This is a genomic window from Cellulomonas sp. Leaf395, from assembly GCF_001424125.1.
Taxonomy (GTDB): domain Bacteria; phylum Actinomycetota; class Actinomycetes; order Actinomycetales; family Cellulomonadaceae; genus Cellulomonas.
Genome location: NZ_LMQI01000004.1, coordinates 85,868 through 98,791 on the forward strand (window position 1 = coordinate 85,868; position 12,924 = coordinate 98,791).

Sequence of the window (12,924 nt, forward strand, 5' to 3'; positions counted from 1 at the left end):
AGGATCGACCGCTACGTCGCGGGGCTGACGATCTCCGCGAGCGCCCACTGCCGCACGGGCAGGGCCTGGGTCGCCGCGCAGGTGGAGAGCAGGGGCGCGGACGACGACTCGACGAGCGTCACGGTCACCGGGCCGCCGGGCGTGGCCAGCCGCACCGTCCAGCCGTCGTCGGTGCGCACCTCGCGCAGCGGCGGATACGCGTCGAGGCGGTCGTCCCCCAGCTGGGCACGTGCGAAGTGCTGCGCGGCCTGCACCGGGTGCGAGTAGGCGCTGCGGCCGCGCAGGAACCGCGGTTCCACGCGTCCGGCGAGGTAGGCGTCGGCCACGTCGACCGCGTCGGCGTCGTCGACCCAGCCGTAGTAGAGGCCGTGCGGGAGCAGCACCATCGTGCCGGCGAAGCGGTCGCCGCCCAGGTGCGAGCACTCCCAGGTCTGCTCGGGGTACGCCGCCGCCAGGCGGGCGGCGACGAGCCGTCCGCGGACCGCGCAGCACTGGTCGTGCCGGCCGTGGGCGCAGACGGCGAAGATCGGCTGGTCCGACGCCTCGCCCGCCGAGCCGTCGAGCGGCACGTCCAACAGGTCGGTGGGCTCGTCGACCCGCCCCCACCGCACCGACTCCCGCCCCGGGCGCGAGTCGACCAGCGCCCACCGGGTGCCGTCCTGGGTCGCCCGCCGGCCCGGTCGCCGGATGGCGAGCGGTCGGATCCCGTCGTCCTCGATGCGGTGCACCAGCGCACGGCCGAGGGCGGCATCGAACGGGGGGTCCAGGAGGGCACGTCGACCCCAGCCCGCCTGGTTCTCGACGAGGAACCAGCGGTCGCCGTGGGAGCCGGTGGCGACGAGGGGGTCGCCGCGCTCGCGGGCGCCGTCGCTGCAGGGCACCCACCGGTCGGTCACGGCGACGTCACCACCACGCCCTCGCGCAGCAGGCGGCGGACGACGACGAGCGCACTGGCCAGGTCGAGCCCGGGCAGCGACCCGACGGTGACCGGCTCGCCGGCGCGCAGGACCTGCAGCGCCGGTGCGGCCTCGGCGGGCATCGACAGCACGGTGCCCCGGGCTGTCAGCCGCACGCGGTCCCCCGCTGTCTCGATGCGGCCGCCGTAGCCGCTGCGCCACCGGACGCGGGTGTCCTCGGTCAGTGAGGTGATCGCGCTGAGGGTGGCCAGCGGGGCGACCGGCTCCGGACGCGTGTCCCGGCCGAACCGTGCGCCGAGGCGGCTCGCGGTCAGCGCGGCAGCATCGGGGGTCGAGGTGAGCGCGGCGACCAGGGCGGTCACCGCCTCCTCGACGATCGGGCGCACGTCGTCCGGGTCGCCGACGTCGATGCCCATCGGCAGCGAGGCGCGGAGCGCCGCGGAGTCGCCCACCAGGCTCAGCAGCGCGTCGACGACGTCGGCGCGGGTGTACGCGGACAGCCCGACGGTCAGGTGGATGGACGTGCCGCCGAGGGCGGTCGCGGAGTGGATCCAGCCGCGCGGCAGGTAGAGGGCGTCTCCCGGCCGCAGGACCTGGTCGATGACGGGCGTCCCGCGACCGGCCTCGTCGACGGCGGCCCGGTGGTCGGTCCACACCTGGTCCTTGAGCGGGTCCGGGTGCACGGGCGCGTGGATGACCCAGTGCTTCTCACCGGACACCTGCAGGACGAACACGTCGTGGGTGTCGTAGTGCGGGGAGAAGCCCTGCGACGACGGCGGCGTGACGTACGCGTTGACCTGGGCGGGGTGCCCGAGCTCCTCGACGAGCTGCCGCGTGAAGTCGACCAGCGGCGGCCACATCCGGTGCAGGCCCTGGAGCACGATCGTCGCGCCGACCGCGAACTCAGCCAGCACCTTGTCGCTGGACACCTGGTCGGAGACCTCGGCGCCGAGCCCGCCGGGCGCGGTGAACCGAGCGGGTGCCAGGACGGCACCCTCGTGAGCCAGCCGGATGAACGGCGTGCGCAGACCACGGCGACCGACCAGCTCGTCGACGGCCGCCGGGGAGAACAGGTCCGCGAAGTCGTCGTGCGCCGGCGACAGCAGCGGTGCTCGGCCCCAGTGCTCGAGGGCGAACTGCTCGGTGGGGACGCTGATGCAGCGGGAGAGCGCGGACCGCAGGACCGGTCCGCGCTCTGCCAGGGCGTTCTCGGGCACTACGCCGAGCCGTCCGCCCCGCCGTCGTGGCCGGCGGGGTTCGCGCCGCCGTCGGCCGCTCCTTCGCCTGCGGAACCGTCCGCGCCGCCGTCGTGGCCGGCGGGGTTGGCGCCGCCGTCCGCGGGACCCTCGCCTGCCGAGCCGTCCGCGCCGCCGTCGTGGCCGCCCGGGTTCGCGCCGCCGTCCGCGACGCCTTCCCCTGCGGGTGCCGGCTCGCTGGTGATGTCGTCGTCGTTGATGCTCATGGACACTCCCTCGTCTCGCAGCCGTGCAGCGACGTCGCCGCCGTGGCGAGCGTATCCATGGCGTCCTGGAAGCGCTTGACGGAACGGCGGCGGCAGGAGCATTATCCAACCAAGAGGTTGCACAACCGGAAGGTTTCATAGATGGATCCGCTGAGCGCGACGTTCGCCGCCCTCGCCGATCCGACCCGTCGGGCGATCCTCGCCCGGCTGGCCGACGGCGAGGCGACGGTGACCCAGCTGGCGGAACCGTTCGACATGACGACGCAGGCCGTCTCCAAGCACCTGCGGGTGCTCGAGGAGGCCGGCCTGATCACCCGGGGGCGGCGCGCGCAGTGGCGGCCGAGCCGGCTCCGCGAGGACGCGCTGGACGACGCCACCGACTGGCTCGAGCACCACCGGGCCGCGTTCCGGGATCGGTTCGCCGCCCTCGACCGCGAGATCGCCGCGCTGCGGCAGGAGGAGGACCGTGATGGGAAGCACTGAGCTGATCGTCGAGCCGGGGCGGCAGGATGTCGTCGTCGTGCACGACTTCGACGCACCGGCCGAGGTGGCGTTCCGCGCCTACACGGACCCCGCGCTGATGCCGCGCTGGAAGGGGTCCGAGCGGTTCGCGGTCGCCGTCGACGAGCACGACCTGCGGGTCGGCGGGCGGTGGCGGCTGGTGATGACGCGAGGCGACGGCACCGAGTACGCGATGCACGGTGTCTTCCACGAGGTCAGCGCGCCGCACCGCCTCGTGTCGACGTACGAGTTCGAGGCGGGAGGACCGGGCGCGCTGCAGCTCGTGGTCGAGACGTTCGAGCCCACGCCGACCGGTTGCCGACTCACGTCGGTGTCGTTGTTCGCGTCGGTCGAGGACCGTGACCGCTGGGTGCCCTCGGGCGGGCTCGAGTCCGGGACGCGCGCGTCGATGGAGGCTCTCGACCGGGTGCTGGCGTCATGACCGACCTCGAGGTGCAGCGGGCGTTCGACGCACCGGCGAGCGCCCTGTGGGCGGCCTGGACGACGTCCGACGGCGTGCGTGCGTGGTGGGGACCGCAGGGGTTCACGTGCCCCGTCGCGCGGATGGACGTGCGCGTCGGTGGTGTCTCGCTCGTGGCGATGCGGACGCCCGACGGTGTCGACCTCTGGAACACCTGGACCTACACCCGCATCGTCGACGGTGAGCGCCTGGAGTTCCTCAACGGGTTCAGCGACGCGGACGGAGGTTCCCACGACCCGCAGGATCTCGGCTTCCCGGCCGGCATCCCGCGCGAGGTGCCCCACGTCATCACCGTGCGCGACGGGCTCATGACCGTGGTCGAACGCGGCTACGCGGACGCGCAGACGGCCGAGCTGTCGCGGCTGGGCCTGGAGTCGTCGCTGGACAAGCTCGCCGCGACGTTCTGACCGCCGCTACTCGTGCCGGGCGCGCAACGCGGTGGCGATGCGCTCGACGAGGTCGGTCGGCACGGGATCGCGGTACAGGAGCTTCACCGTGTCCTTCGCCGCCCGGTACGGCGCGACCTCGGCCTCCAGCTCCGGGTCGAGCGGCGCGACGGGGTAGAGGCCGACGTGCTTCTTCCACCCGGCGAAGTGCAGCGCGTACCGGTCGCCCAGCATGAACGCCGGCATCCCGTACCGGATCCGCTCCTCTGCCCCGGGCAGAGCCCGCCGCAGAGCCGCGGCCACTTCGGTCAGGATCGGGAGGACGTCGTCGGGGAACGTGGCGATGTACTCGTCCGTGCTGGTCGCAGGGTCGGTCATCAGACCGGCTTCGTCGCCGCGCCGTCCAGCCACAGCGTCTCGCTCTCGTCCCGGTGCACGCCGTCCGTGCCGACGTGCTTGGTGCTGATGGTGGGTCCCTTGGAGATCACGTGCCACAGCGCCATCGCGTGCCCGCGGCCGAGGCCGTAGTCCTCCGCCAGCCAGGCAACGACGCCGGCCGCCTTGGCGCCGGGAGCGTCGAGGCCCTTCTCGTGGGCGATCTCCAGCAGCTGCCGCGGCGTGAGACCGGTCTTGACCTCGATGGTGTCCAGGTAGGCCTGGAACGACATGAGCGACTCCTCTCCTCAGAGAGAACTTAGGACGAAGTCAGCCGTTCACGACAGCCGCTCCTGGAGGTGCACCTCCACCAGCTCGCCCGCTGCGCTCTTGCCGATCGTGGTGCACAAGGCCTTGCGCAGCGGCAGCCAGTGCGGCCCGGTGCCCGACGGCATCAGGGTCGCGGCGAACTCGTGTCCGTCGAGCGTGCCGGTGACCTTGACCGCCTTGCGGGTGCCGAGCAGCTCCGCGGAGCCGTCCAGCTCCAGGTAGGTGGCGAAGGCCCCGTCCTTCTTGATGGGCGCGGTGAACGTGGCGTCGAGACTCATGCGTCGATGATCTCGCGCAGCCGCGCCGCGAACGCGTCAGGCTGCTGCACAAAGCCGATGTGGTCGCCGGGGAACAGCGCCGGCTCGGTGCCGAGCAGGTCCGCGAGCGCCCGCGAGGTCCGGTCGCACAGCTCGCCGGTGGACTCCTCGCCGATGCCGACGACGATCCGCGTCGGTGCTGACCTCAGGGCGTCGATGTCGGGTCGGAACCGCACGGTGTGTCGGAGCATGTGCGCGAACTGGAAGTGCTCGTCGAGCGCGTCCTGCCCCTCGCGCGGCGAGCCGAAGAACATCTCGAACACGTCGTCGGGCATCTGGAGGTTCCCGATGTCCATGAACTGCCTCCACGCCGAGCGGGTGTCGCCGGTGAGGTACGTGGCGATCATCTGCTCGGTCTTCCCGTACAGCTCGGCGTGGTCGGGGAGGAGCTCCTGCAAGGGAGGCTCGTGCGGGATGGCGGTGTGCACCAGCTCCGGCGCCGACTCGACGAGGGCCAGGACGGTGACGGCTCCGCCGCTCGACCCGAGCACCGTGGCGGGGCCGGCGTCGACGTGCCGCAGCAGCGCGGCCAGGTCCGTCGCGCGCTCGACCGGAGTCGAGTCGCGGTCGGGGTGGTCGACCGAGCTGCGGTTGATGCCGCGCGGATCGGTGGTGAGCACGGTGTGGTCGGTGGCCAGCAGGTCGGCCAACGGGGCGAACGCGGTGGCGTCCATCGGGGCGGCGACGAGCGCGATCAAGGGGCCGGTGCCGCGCAGCTCGTAGTGCAGGCGGGCGCCGGGAACGTCGAGCGTGGTGGCGGTGGTCAGGGTGGTCATCGGGTCCTCCTCGGACGGTGGTGTCGGGAGTAGGACTTGCGCCGAGTGGGAGAATCATCGGTCATGACGGATCTTTCGCAGATGCGTACGCAAGACTTCACCGACCTCGTCGCACCGTTGCGTGGAGAGCTCCACGCGCACTGCTACCGGATGCTCGGCTCGGTGCACGACGCCGACGACGCCCTCCAGGATGCCCTCCTGCGTGCCTGGCGCGCGATCGACGGCTTCGAGGGCCGGAGCGCCCTCCGGTCCTGGCTCTACCGCATCGCCACCAACGCCTGTCTGGACCTCATCGCCCGGCGCGGCCGTCGCGCGATGCCCGTCGACCTCGGACCGTCGAGCGACCACGCCGTCGTCGGGGACCTGCCGCTGACCGACGTCGCCTGGCTCAGCCCGTACCCGGACGCCCGCTACGAGCAGCGCGAAGCCGTCGAGCTCGCGTTCGTCGCGGCTCTGCAGCACCTGCCCGGCAACCAGCGGGCCGCGCTCCTGCTGTTCGAGGTGCTGGGCTTCTCCGCCGCCGAGATCGCGACGTGGATGGACACGACCACCGCCTCGGTGAACAGCGCACTGCAGCGCGCCCGCGCCACGGTCGCCGAGAAGGTGCCGCCGCGCGACGACCAGCCGCCGGCCGACGCGCGCGTGCGGGAGGTCGTCGCCGGGTACTCCTCCGCCCTGGAGCGCGGCGACGTCGACCTGCTGCGCTCGCTGCTGACCGAGGACGTGACCTGGTCGATGCCGCCGCTGCCGCACTGGTACCGCGGGCGCTCGGCGGTGACCGAGTTCGTGACGACGATCGCGTTCACCTGCGGCTCCTGGCAGCACGTCCCGACGAGTGCGAACGGCCAGCCCGCCGTGGCGTCGTACCTGCGTGCGCCGGGCGACGACGTGCACCGTGGGTGGTCGATCGACGTGCTGACGTTCCGCGGCGACCGGGTCGCGGAGCTGACGGCGTTCATCGGCGCCGAGCACTTCGAGGCGTTCGGTCTGCCCGTGGCCCGGCCCTGATCGATCCGCGGATCACGCGGCCCGTCGCGGCCGACGCGGCCGTCCGTCCGCGGGCTTCTCCAGCACCAGCCACACGATGACCGCCACGAGCAGCCACACCAGCAGCCCCACGTGCAGGTCGGGCCACACGAACAACAGGACGACGGGGACGACGACGCCCGGCACCCCGCGGGTCAGGATCCAGCGCCCGCGCGTGCCCACCAGCACGGCGGTCACGACCCCGAGCGCGCAGTAGGCGGCCACCGCTCCGCACAGCAGCGCCCGGTACTGCGTCGGCAGGACCTCGTGGGAGTGCTCGACGGCCACCCCGAGAGCGGCGGCCAGGGCGGCCAGCGAGCCGGTGAGCAGGGCGTGCAGGAGCATGACGATCCGCGGCGCGACGCGGTGCGGCGTCAGCTGGGGGATGCCCGCGGTCCCGTGCAGCAGGCCCGCGGCCCACACCGATGCCAGCAGGGCGAACGCCCCGAGTGCGACGACGACGGTGCTGCGGTCCCACTGCGCGGAGTCGGCCGCGGCGTCGATGACCTGGATGAGCCCCTCGCCCAGCACGATGATGACGAAGAGCCCGAGCCGCTCCGAGAGGTGCTCCTCCTCGGTGTGCGTCCCCTCGATGGTGAACAGCCGGACGGCCGACGACCTGCCGCGGCGCGAGCTCTTCACGCGTTCCAGCCGCTCCTCCGCCTCCTGCAGGGCGCGCTCGCCGGACGTGAGGAGCAGCACGCCGAGGTCGATGACGATGCCGAGGCCCCACAGCCAGTACCTCAGGGGCGCGTCGACCCACAGGGAGACCAGCCACGGGAGCGCCCCCAGGCCGTACTGCGCCAGCGGCCAGTCGAGCAGCACTCTGCCGCGGGAGACGACCGCACCGGCGTACCAGCGCAGCGCGACGTAGGCGATCACGAACGCGGAGGCGCGCGACCCGTGGATCCCCGGCACGGACGCCGCCATCACCGCGAGCCCGAGCATCGCGGCGATCAGGACACCCGTCTTGGCGTCGTCGCCCGCGACATTCCCGTAGACCGCGAAGCCGGCCCACGAGATCCAGAACGCCAGGTACAGGACGGCGTACAGGCCGAGGGTGGTGGGTTCGGTGTCCTCGTGCAGCAGGTGCGCCAGCTGGGCGATGCCGGCGACGACCACGAGGTCGAAGAACAGCTCTTTCCACGTGGCGTGCCGCTCGACCGTCGCGACGGGCTCTGGTGCCATGCCTCACATGATGATGCCCGCCCGCCGTGGGCGGCTGCGGGCTGGGACGTCACGACGGGCGCCGAAGCGTTCCTGGTCGTCGAAGCGCTACGTGCGGAGGAGCCAGTGCAAGGCGTCCTCCGCGGCCTGCAGCACCGAGACGTGACCGTCGCCCGGGCGCAGCCAGAGCTCAGCAGAAGGGATGCGGTCCGCCAGCCAGAGCGCGTGGCTGCGGGGCACCACGCGGTCCGCCTCGCCGTGCAGAAGGAGGACGGGCGCGGTGATGCTCGCGGGGTCGAACCCCCAGGGGGCGACGTAGGCGAGGTCGTCGTCGACCATCCCGCCGATCCCGTCCTCGAGCGCCTCGCCGGCGATCCGGCCGATCCAGCCCCAGTCGCCCTCGAGCGCCGCGTGGTCGGTCGCGGTGAACATCTCCGGGTCGTACTCGCTGGCGGTCAGCACGTGCTCGAGCGCGGCGCGGCCCGCTGCGGCGGCCCGCAGCTCGGCGGTCCCGGCAGGGTTGATGCCCGCGAACCAGTCGAGGCCGTCCGCGGCGTACGGCGCGAGACTCGACCCGCTGACCGCAGCGACCACCCGGTCCCCGAGAAGAGCGGCGCAGGCCAGGGCGTGCGGCCCGCCGCCGGAGTGCCCGAGGACCGCGAACCGGTCCAGGCCGACGGCGTCGGCGATCGCCTGGACGTCGTCGGCCGCGGAGGCGACGTCGCGGCCGGGGTGCGGTGTCGAGCCGCCGTAGCCCGGGCGGTCGTAGGACACCCAGCGGATGCCGCGCTCGGCGCTCGCGGGGAGCAGGGGCTCGGGCGGAGTCCCGACGTTGGGGGTGCCGTGGTGCCACACGACCGCGAGCCGTTCGTCGTCGACGGGGACGTCGTAGGCCCGCAGGACCCGCCCGTCGGGCAGCGAGACCGAGATCGGGGTGGTCATGGAACGAGCCTAGGGCGCGGGTTGTGCCGGGTGCTCGACGCCCGACACGATCGCCGGGTGACCCACCTCGACGACGCCGAACGGCGTGCGCGACTCGCTCGTCGGCACGCTGTGGCCCCGCCGTTCCGCGTCACCGAGGTCGAGGCCGCGGCCGACGCCATGGTCTGCCTGCACGCGACCGACCCGGCGGGGCTGTACCTGTCGGCGTGGGCGCGGGTCGACGGCTTCGAGGTGCCCGACCTGGACCGTGCCTTCTACGACGACCGCACGCTGGTCAAGCACCTGGCCATGCGGCGGACCCTCTTCGCGGTCGGTCGCGATCTGCTGCCCGTCGTGCAGGCTGCGTCGAGCAACCGGGTCGCGGGCGTCGAGCGGCGTCGGCTGGAGAAGGAGGTCCGCGAGGCCGGCCTCGTCGAGGACGCCGAGCGCTGGTTCGACGAGGTCACGGCGGCCGCGGTGGCCGGTCTGGCCGACGGGCCGCGTACCGCCGCGCAGCTCCGGGAGCGCGAGCCGGTGCTGGAGGGGTCGATCGCATACGGCCACGGGAAGCCGTGGGCGGGATCGTTCCCCCTGGTCTCGCGCGTGATGACGTGCCTGCAGGCCACCGGGACCATCGTGCGCGCCGGGAACCTCGGCTCATGGACCTCGTCGCGGCCCACCTGGGCGTTGGCAGCCGACTGGTTGGGGGAGCCGATCCCGCCGCTCCCCGAGGACGTTGCGCGAGCCCAGCTGGTCGAGCGGTGGCTGCGCCGGTTCGGGCCCGGGACGACCCTGGACATCAAGTGGTGGCTCGGCTCGACCCTGACCGCGGTGCGGCAGGCGTTGCGGGACGTCGGCGCGGTCGAGGTGTCGCTGGACGGCGGCGGGTCGGGGTGGGTGCTGCCCGACGACGTCGACCCCTCCGGACCCGTCGAGCCCTGGGTCGCCCTGCTTCCCGCGCTCGACCCGACGACCATGGGCTGGTACGACCGCGACTGGTACGTGGGCCCGCACCGCCCGCAGGTGTTCGACACCGCGGGCAACGGAGGAGCGACGATCTGGGTCGACGGGCGGATCGTCGGCGGCTGGTCGACGAAGGACGGCGCCGTCGACCTGGTCCTCCTCGAGGACGTCGGCGCCGACGCGCAGGCAGCGCTGGACACCGAGGCCGACCGGCTCGCCGCGTGGCTGCACGGCACGCAGGTGATGCCCCGGTTCCCGGCGCCGCTGGTCACCCCACCGCGTCGATCGCCTGCTGGATGAGCGCAGCGACCTCGTCGGGGTGGCTGATCATCGCGACGTGCGAGCTGTCGATCTCGACGGTCGTCGACCCGGCGCGGGCGGCCATCGCGCGCTCGGCCGCGGGCGGGATCACCCGGTCCTGCGACGCGACGAGGTACCAGGACGGGAGCGTCTTCCAGGCCGGCGGCCCGGACGGCTCGCCCAGGGTGGCCAGGGCCGCGGGGCGCTGGGAGACGGCCATGATCGCGGCTTCCTCCGGCGGCAGGTCCTGGCAGAACGCCTGCGGGAAGACCGCCGGGTCAAGGTAGGCGTCGGCGTTCCCCTCACCGGCGTCGGGGAACGGTCGCACGACGATGATCTGCGTGAGGTCGGGGGGCGGGCCTTCGCTGCCGAGGGCGGTGGCCGCACCGACCGCCTCACCCTCCTCGAGCGCAAACGCGGCGATGTAGACGAGGGCCGTGACGTTGTCGGCGCCCACGGCCGCGTTCGAGATGACCGCGCCCCCGTAGGAGTGCCCGACCAGGATCACCGGACCCTCGATCGTCGACACGAAGGACCGGACGTACGCCGCGTCGGCGGACACGCTGCGCAACGGGTTGGCAGGGGCGAGCACGCTGTGCCCGGCGGCGGTCAGGCGGCTGATCACGCCGCCCCAGCCGGACGCGTCGGCAAAGGCTCCGTGGATCAGGACGACGGTGGGGCTCATGGTCGGTTCCCTTTCGAGCGGCGGCAGATGACGCCAGTCTCGGGAGCGCGGGCGACGCGCGGGTGGCCGTGACGTGCACGGTTCTGGCCCGTCCACGCACGATCCGGTCTGTCGGACGGGGGGCCGTCGCCTCTACGGTGGGGACCTCGCGATGCCCGACTTGTGAGGTTTATCCATGAGCCTTGTCCTGCGCTCGGACGACCTGCCGCCCGACGACCGCATCGAGATCATCCGTGACGCCATCTGGACCGGGGTGATGCCGGTCGAGATCGACTACGACCGGCCCGGCCCGCAGATCGAGGTGCTCTGCCGGCTCGCTGACGTGGGGCCGGTGAACTTCTCGTCGGCCCGCTCGACACCGACGATGCTGCGACGCACCCCCGCGCTGGCCCGGCAGGACCACGACCCGAAGGTCTTCCTCGCGGTGCAGGTCTCGGGCACCTCGATGTTCGCCCAGGGGGACAACCAGGCGGTCCTGCGCGCCGGCGACATGGCCGTCTACCAGAGCACCCGCCCGTACACCGTGCTCAACACGAACCGCACGGAGCTGCACTACTTCCAGGTGCCCCGCAGCGCGCTCTCCTTGGCGGACGCGACGATTGACGCCGTCGCCGGGCTCCGCATCGGACCGGACAACAACCCGCTCGCCGCCGTCGTCGCGCACTACTTCGACACGCTGGGCAGCACCGACGTCCTGGACCACCCCAGGGCCGCCGAAGCGATCGCCGGACCGAGCATCGACCTGATCCGGGCGCTCCTCACCACGCACGTCGCGGACGCCCAGCTCGCCGCCGCTCCCATGCAGGGCTCCCTGGCGCTCCGGGTCCAGGAGTACGTCCGGGCGCACCTGGCCGACCGGGACCTCTCCGCGGCGACGATCGCGGCCGCGCACCACGTGTCCGTACGGCACCTGTACGCGGAGCTGGAGCGCGCCGGTGTCGGGCTCCAGGACACCATCCGGTCGCTGCGGCTCCAGGAGTGCCGACGAGCCCTGCGCGATCCCGCGTCCGCGCACCTGACGGTGTCCAGCATCGGAGCCCGCTGGGGATTCGTCGACGCCTCCCACTTCGGACGGGTCTTCCGCGACGCGTACGGCATGACTCCCCGTGAGTGGCGCGCCACCTCGGGCTGAACCGTCGGCTATCTTGCGTGGACCTGCTTGCGGACATCGTCGAAGGAGCACGCGCGTCCCATGGCACCACCCCAGGGCCTCGCGCCCTCCACCAGGACGCTGCTGTTCCTCTCGGCGGCCGTCATCGTCCTGGCCGGCGTCCACGCCACGCGGGAGGTGCTCGCTCCCCTGTTCCTCGCCGCGGTGCTCGTCATCATCGTGCACCCGATCCGCCACCCCCTGGAGCGCCGAGGCTGGCACCGCGCCGCGGCGACGACCGTCGTCATCGCCGTCGTCTACCTGATCCTGCTCGTCCTCGTCGCCATGCTGGTGTTCGCCGGTGTCCAGTTCGCCGGGCTGGTGCAGGAGTACCTGCAGGACCTGCAGGACGCCGTCGGAAGCGCCACGTCGTGGCTCGCGACCCTCGGGCTCGACGAGGAGGCCGTCAGCTCCGCGACGGACGCGCTCCAGCCGTCGCAGCTCCTCGGGGTCGCGACGACCATCAGCGGGGCCGTGGTCGGCGTCGCCAGCACGCTGTTCGTCGTCGTCTCCTACGTCATCTTCATGGCGGTGGACGCGGCCCGCTATGACGGCGCGCACGTGCAGTTCGGTGCGACGCAGGGTGGTGTCCTGCGCCGGGCCACCACGTTCAACATCGGTGTCCGTCGCTACTTCGTGGTCAGCGCGTCGTTCGGTGCGGTGGTCGCCGTCATCGACGGGATCGCGCTCTGGTTGCTCGGCGTCCCCGCCCCCGCGGTCTGGGCGATCCTCGCGTTCGTCACCAACTTCATCCCGAACATCGGGTTCGTCATCGGCGTCATCCCGCCCACGATCATGGCGCTCGTCGTCGGCGGCTGGCCTCTCGCCCTCGCCGTGATCGCCGTCTACAGCGCCGTCAACGTGGTGCTGCAGGTGCTGGTGCAGCCGAAGTTCGTCGCCGACGCGGTGAACATCACGCTCACGCTCAGCTTCGTGTCCGTCATCTTCTGGACCTTCGTCATCGGACCGCTCGGCGCGATCCTCGCCGTGCCGCTCACCCTGCTGATGAGGGCGGTGCTGCTGCAGGGCCCGCCGGAGACCGCCTGGTACTCGTGGCTGTCGGGGGAGGACGTACCCAAGCCGGACCGTTCGCCCGACCCGTCGCCCGACCCCGAACCCGAGCCTGTCGTCGTCGAGAGGCCGGCGGCGGACTGACGGGTCCGGCGT

General features: G+C 72.7%; 17 protein-coding genes. 7 read left to right on the plus strand and 10 right to left on the minus strand.

What is annotated here, in order from left to right; genetic code table 11:
• Positions 1-11: 11 nt before the first annotated feature.
• Genes ASG23_RS11610 through ASG23_RS20700 form a run of 3 tightly spaced genes read right to left on the minus strand, consistent with a single transcriptional unit; the run spans position 12 to position 2,379 of the window.
• Positions 12-896, minus strand: a complete 885-nt coding sequence (locus tag ASG23_RS11610) for a sucrase ferredoxin (RefSeq protein WP_056024877.1) — start codon at positions 894-896, stop codon at positions 12-14.
• Positions 893-2,134: a cupin domain-containing protein gene (locus tag ASG23_RS11615; RefSeq protein WP_200941583.1), complete on the minus strand. Its 1,242-nt coding sequence runs from the start codon at positions 2,132-2,134 to the stop codon at positions 893-895. The genes ASG23_RS11610 and ASG23_RS11615 overlap by 4 nt, the downstream gene beginning before the upstream one ends.
• Positions 2,134-2,379 (minus strand): hypothetical protein, encoded by a 246-nt coding sequence (locus ASG23_RS20700; RefSeq protein WP_056024880.1) that lies wholly within the window; start codon positions 2,377-2,379, stop codon positions 2,134-2,136. The genes ASG23_RS11615 and ASG23_RS20700 overlap by 1 nt, the downstream gene beginning before the upstream one ends.
• Positions 2,380-2,520: 141 nt before the next feature.
• On the opposite strand from ASG23_RS20700, the gene ASG23_RS11625 reads away from it, so the two are divergent.
• From ASG23_RS11625 to ASG23_RS11635, 3 genes are read left to right on the plus strand one after another with little or no spacing between them, the layout of a single operon-like run.
• The gene (locus tag ASG23_RS11625) at positions 2,521-2,862 is read left to right on the plus strand and encodes an ArsR/SmtB family transcription factor (protein ID WP_056024883.1); all 342 of its coding nucleotides are present in this window, start codon (positions 2,521-2,523) and stop codon (positions 2,860-2,862) included.
• The gene (locus tag ASG23_RS11630; protein WP_056024886.1) at positions 2,849-3,322 is read left to right on the plus strand and encodes an SRPBCC domain-containing protein; all 474 of its coding nucleotides are present in this window, start codon (positions 2,849-2,851) and stop codon (positions 3,320-3,322) included. The genes ASG23_RS11625 and ASG23_RS11630 overlap by 14 nt, the downstream gene beginning before the upstream one ends.
• Complete coding sequence (locus ASG23_RS11635; RefSeq protein WP_056024890.1) at positions 3,319-3,768, plus strand: SRPBCC family protein; 450 nt, start codon at positions 3,319-3,321, stop codon at positions 3,766-3,768. Before ASG23_RS11630 ends, ASG23_RS11635 begins: the two co-directional genes overlap by 4 nt.
• A gap of 6 nt (positions 3,769-3,774) precedes the next feature.
• Here ASG23_RS11635 and ASG23_RS11640 read toward each other — a convergent pair whose 3' ends face one another.
• Genes ASG23_RS11640 through ASG23_RS11655 form a run of 4 tightly spaced genes read right to left on the minus strand, consistent with a single transcriptional unit; the run spans position 3,775 to position 5,545 of the window.
• On the minus strand, positions 3,775-4,125 hold the full coding sequence (locus ASG23_RS11640) for an iron chaperone (RefSeq protein ID WP_056024892.1): 351 nt from the start codon (positions 4,123-4,125) through the stop codon (positions 3,775-3,777).
• A complete protein-coding gene (locus ASG23_RS11645; RefSeq protein ID WP_056024895.1) occupies positions 4,125-4,415 on the minus strand; it encodes a DUF4287 domain-containing protein in 291 nt (96 codons plus the stop codon). The genes ASG23_RS11640 and ASG23_RS11645 overlap by 1 nt, the downstream gene beginning before the upstream one ends.
• Before the next feature lie 45 nt (positions 4,416-4,460).
• A complete protein-coding gene (locus ASG23_RS11650; RefSeq protein ID WP_056024898.1) occupies positions 4,461-4,730 on the minus strand; it encodes a DUF1905 domain-containing protein in 270 nt (89 codons plus the stop codon).
• Positions 4,727-5,545: an alpha/beta fold hydrolase gene (locus ASG23_RS11655; protein ID WP_056024901.1), complete on the minus strand. Its 819-nt coding sequence runs from the start codon at positions 5,543-5,545 to the stop codon at positions 4,727-4,729. The genes ASG23_RS11650 and ASG23_RS11655 overlap by 4 nt, the downstream gene beginning before the upstream one ends.
• Positions 5,546-5,626: 81 nt before the next feature.
• Here ASG23_RS11655 and ASG23_RS11660 point away from each other — a divergent pair, with 81 nt between their 5' ends.
• Positions 5,627-6,553 carry a sigma-70 family RNA polymerase sigma factor gene (locus tag ASG23_RS11660; protein ID WP_200941584.1) on the plus strand — a complete coding sequence of 309 codons (927 nt, stop codon included), beginning with the start codon at positions 5,627-5,629 and terminating at the stop codon, positions 6,551-6,553.
• A gap of 12 nt (positions 6,554-6,565) precedes the next feature.
• Here the strand turns inward: ASG23_RS11660 and ASG23_RS11665 are convergent, their stop codons facing one another.
• Complete coding sequence (locus ASG23_RS11665; protein WP_056024908.1) at positions 6,566-7,759, minus strand: low temperature requirement protein A; 1,194 nt, start codon at positions 7,757-7,759, stop codon at positions 6,566-6,568.
• Positions 7,760-7,846: 87 nt separating this feature from the next.
• Positions 7,847-8,680: an alpha/beta fold hydrolase gene (locus ASG23_RS11670; RefSeq protein ID WP_056024911.1), complete on the minus strand. Its 834-nt coding sequence runs from the start codon at positions 8,678-8,680 to the stop codon at positions 7,847-7,849.
• Between the two features lie 57 nt (positions 8,681-8,737).
• On the opposite strand from ASG23_RS11670, the gene ASG23_RS11675 reads away from it, so the two are divergent.
• Complete coding sequence (locus ASG23_RS11675; RefSeq protein WP_056024915.1) at positions 8,738-9,922, plus strand: winged helix DNA-binding domain-containing protein; 1,185 nt, start codon at positions 8,738-8,740, stop codon at positions 9,920-9,922.
• Here ASG23_RS11675 and ASG23_RS11680 read toward each other — a convergent pair.
• A complete protein-coding gene (locus tag ASG23_RS11680) occupies positions 9,891-10,607 on the minus strand; it encodes an alpha/beta fold hydrolase (protein WP_056024917.1) in 717 nt (238 codons plus the stop codon). The genes ASG23_RS11675 and ASG23_RS11680 overlap by 32 nt on opposite strands.
• Before the next feature lie 175 nt (positions 10,608-10,782).
• Here ASG23_RS11680 and ASG23_RS11685 point away from each other — a divergent pair, with 175 nt between their 5' ends.
• Both ASG23_RS11685 and ASG23_RS11690 read left to right on the plus strand, forming a co-directional pair.
• Positions 10,783-11,739 carry a helix-turn-helix domain-containing protein gene (locus ASG23_RS11685; protein ID WP_056024919.1) on the plus strand — a complete coding sequence of 319 codons (957 nt, stop codon included), beginning with the start codon at positions 10,783-10,785 and terminating at the stop codon, positions 11,737-11,739.
• A gap of 60 nt (positions 11,740-11,799) precedes the next feature.
• On the plus strand, positions 11,800-12,912 hold the full coding sequence (locus ASG23_RS11690; protein WP_056024922.1) for an AI-2E family transporter: 1,113 nt from the start codon (positions 11,800-11,802) through the stop codon (positions 12,910-12,912).
• Positions 12,913-12,924 lie beyond the last annotated feature (12 nt).

What these genes read in the sequence shown, in the direction of transcription:
- ASG23_RS20700 (WP_056024880.1), bottom strand. Translation starts at nt 2,379, where the DNA reads ATGAGCATCAACGACGACGACATCACCAGCGAGCCGGCACCCGCAGGG.
- ASG23_RS11625 (WP_056024883.1), top strand. Translation starts at nt 2,521, where the DNA reads ATGGATCCGCTGAGCGCGACGTTCGCCGCCCTCGCCGATCCGACCCGT.
- ASG23_RS11630 (WP_056024886.1), top strand. Translation starts at nt 2,849, where the DNA reads ATGGGAAGCACTGAGCTGATCGTCGAGCCGGGGCGGCAGGATGTCGTC.
- ASG23_RS11635 (WP_056024890.1), top strand. Translation starts at nt 3,319, where the DNA reads ATGACCGACCTCGAGGTGCAGCGGGCGTTCGACGCACCGGCGAGCGCC.
- ASG23_RS11640 (WP_056024892.1), bottom strand. Translation starts at nt 4,125, where the DNA reads ATGACCGACCCTGCGACCAGCACGGACGAGTACATCGCCACGTTCCCC.
- ASG23_RS11645 (WP_056024895.1), bottom strand. Translation starts at nt 4,415, where the DNA reads ATGTCGTTCCAGGCCTACCTGGACACCATCGAGGTCAAGACCGGTCTC.
- ASG23_RS11650 (WP_056024898.1), bottom strand. Translation starts at nt 4,730, where the DNA reads ATGAGTCTCGACGCCACGTTCACCGCGCCCATCAAGAAGGACGGGGCC.
- ASG23_RS11655 (WP_056024901.1), bottom strand. Translation starts at nt 5,545, where the DNA reads ATGACCACCCTGACCACCGCCACCACGCTCGACGTTCCCGGCGCCCGC.
- ASG23_RS11660 (WP_200941584.1), top strand. Translation starts at nt 5,627, where the DNA reads ATGCGTACGCAAGACTTCACCGACCTCGTCGCACCGTTGCGTGGAGAG.
- ASG23_RS11665 (WP_056024908.1), bottom strand. Translation starts at nt 7,759, where the DNA reads ATGGCACCAGAGCCCGTCGCGACGGTCGAGCGGCACGCCACGTGGAAA.
- ASG23_RS11670 (WP_056024911.1), bottom strand. Translation starts at nt 8,680, where the DNA reads ATGACCACCCCGATCTCGGTCTCGCTGCCCGACGGGCGGGTCCTGCGG.
- ASG23_RS11680 (WP_056024917.1), bottom strand. Translation starts at nt 10,607, where the DNA reads ATGAGCCCCACCGTCGTCCTGATCCACGGAGCCTTTGCCGACGCGTCC.
- ASG23_RS11685 (WP_056024919.1), top strand. Translation starts at nt 10,783, where the DNA reads ATGAGCCTTGTCCTGCGCTCGGACGACCTGCCGCCCGACGACCGCATC.
- ASG23_RS11690 (WP_056024922.1), top strand. Translation starts at nt 11,800, where the DNA reads ATGGCACCACCCCAGGGCCTCGCGCCCTCCACCAGGACGCTGCTGTTC.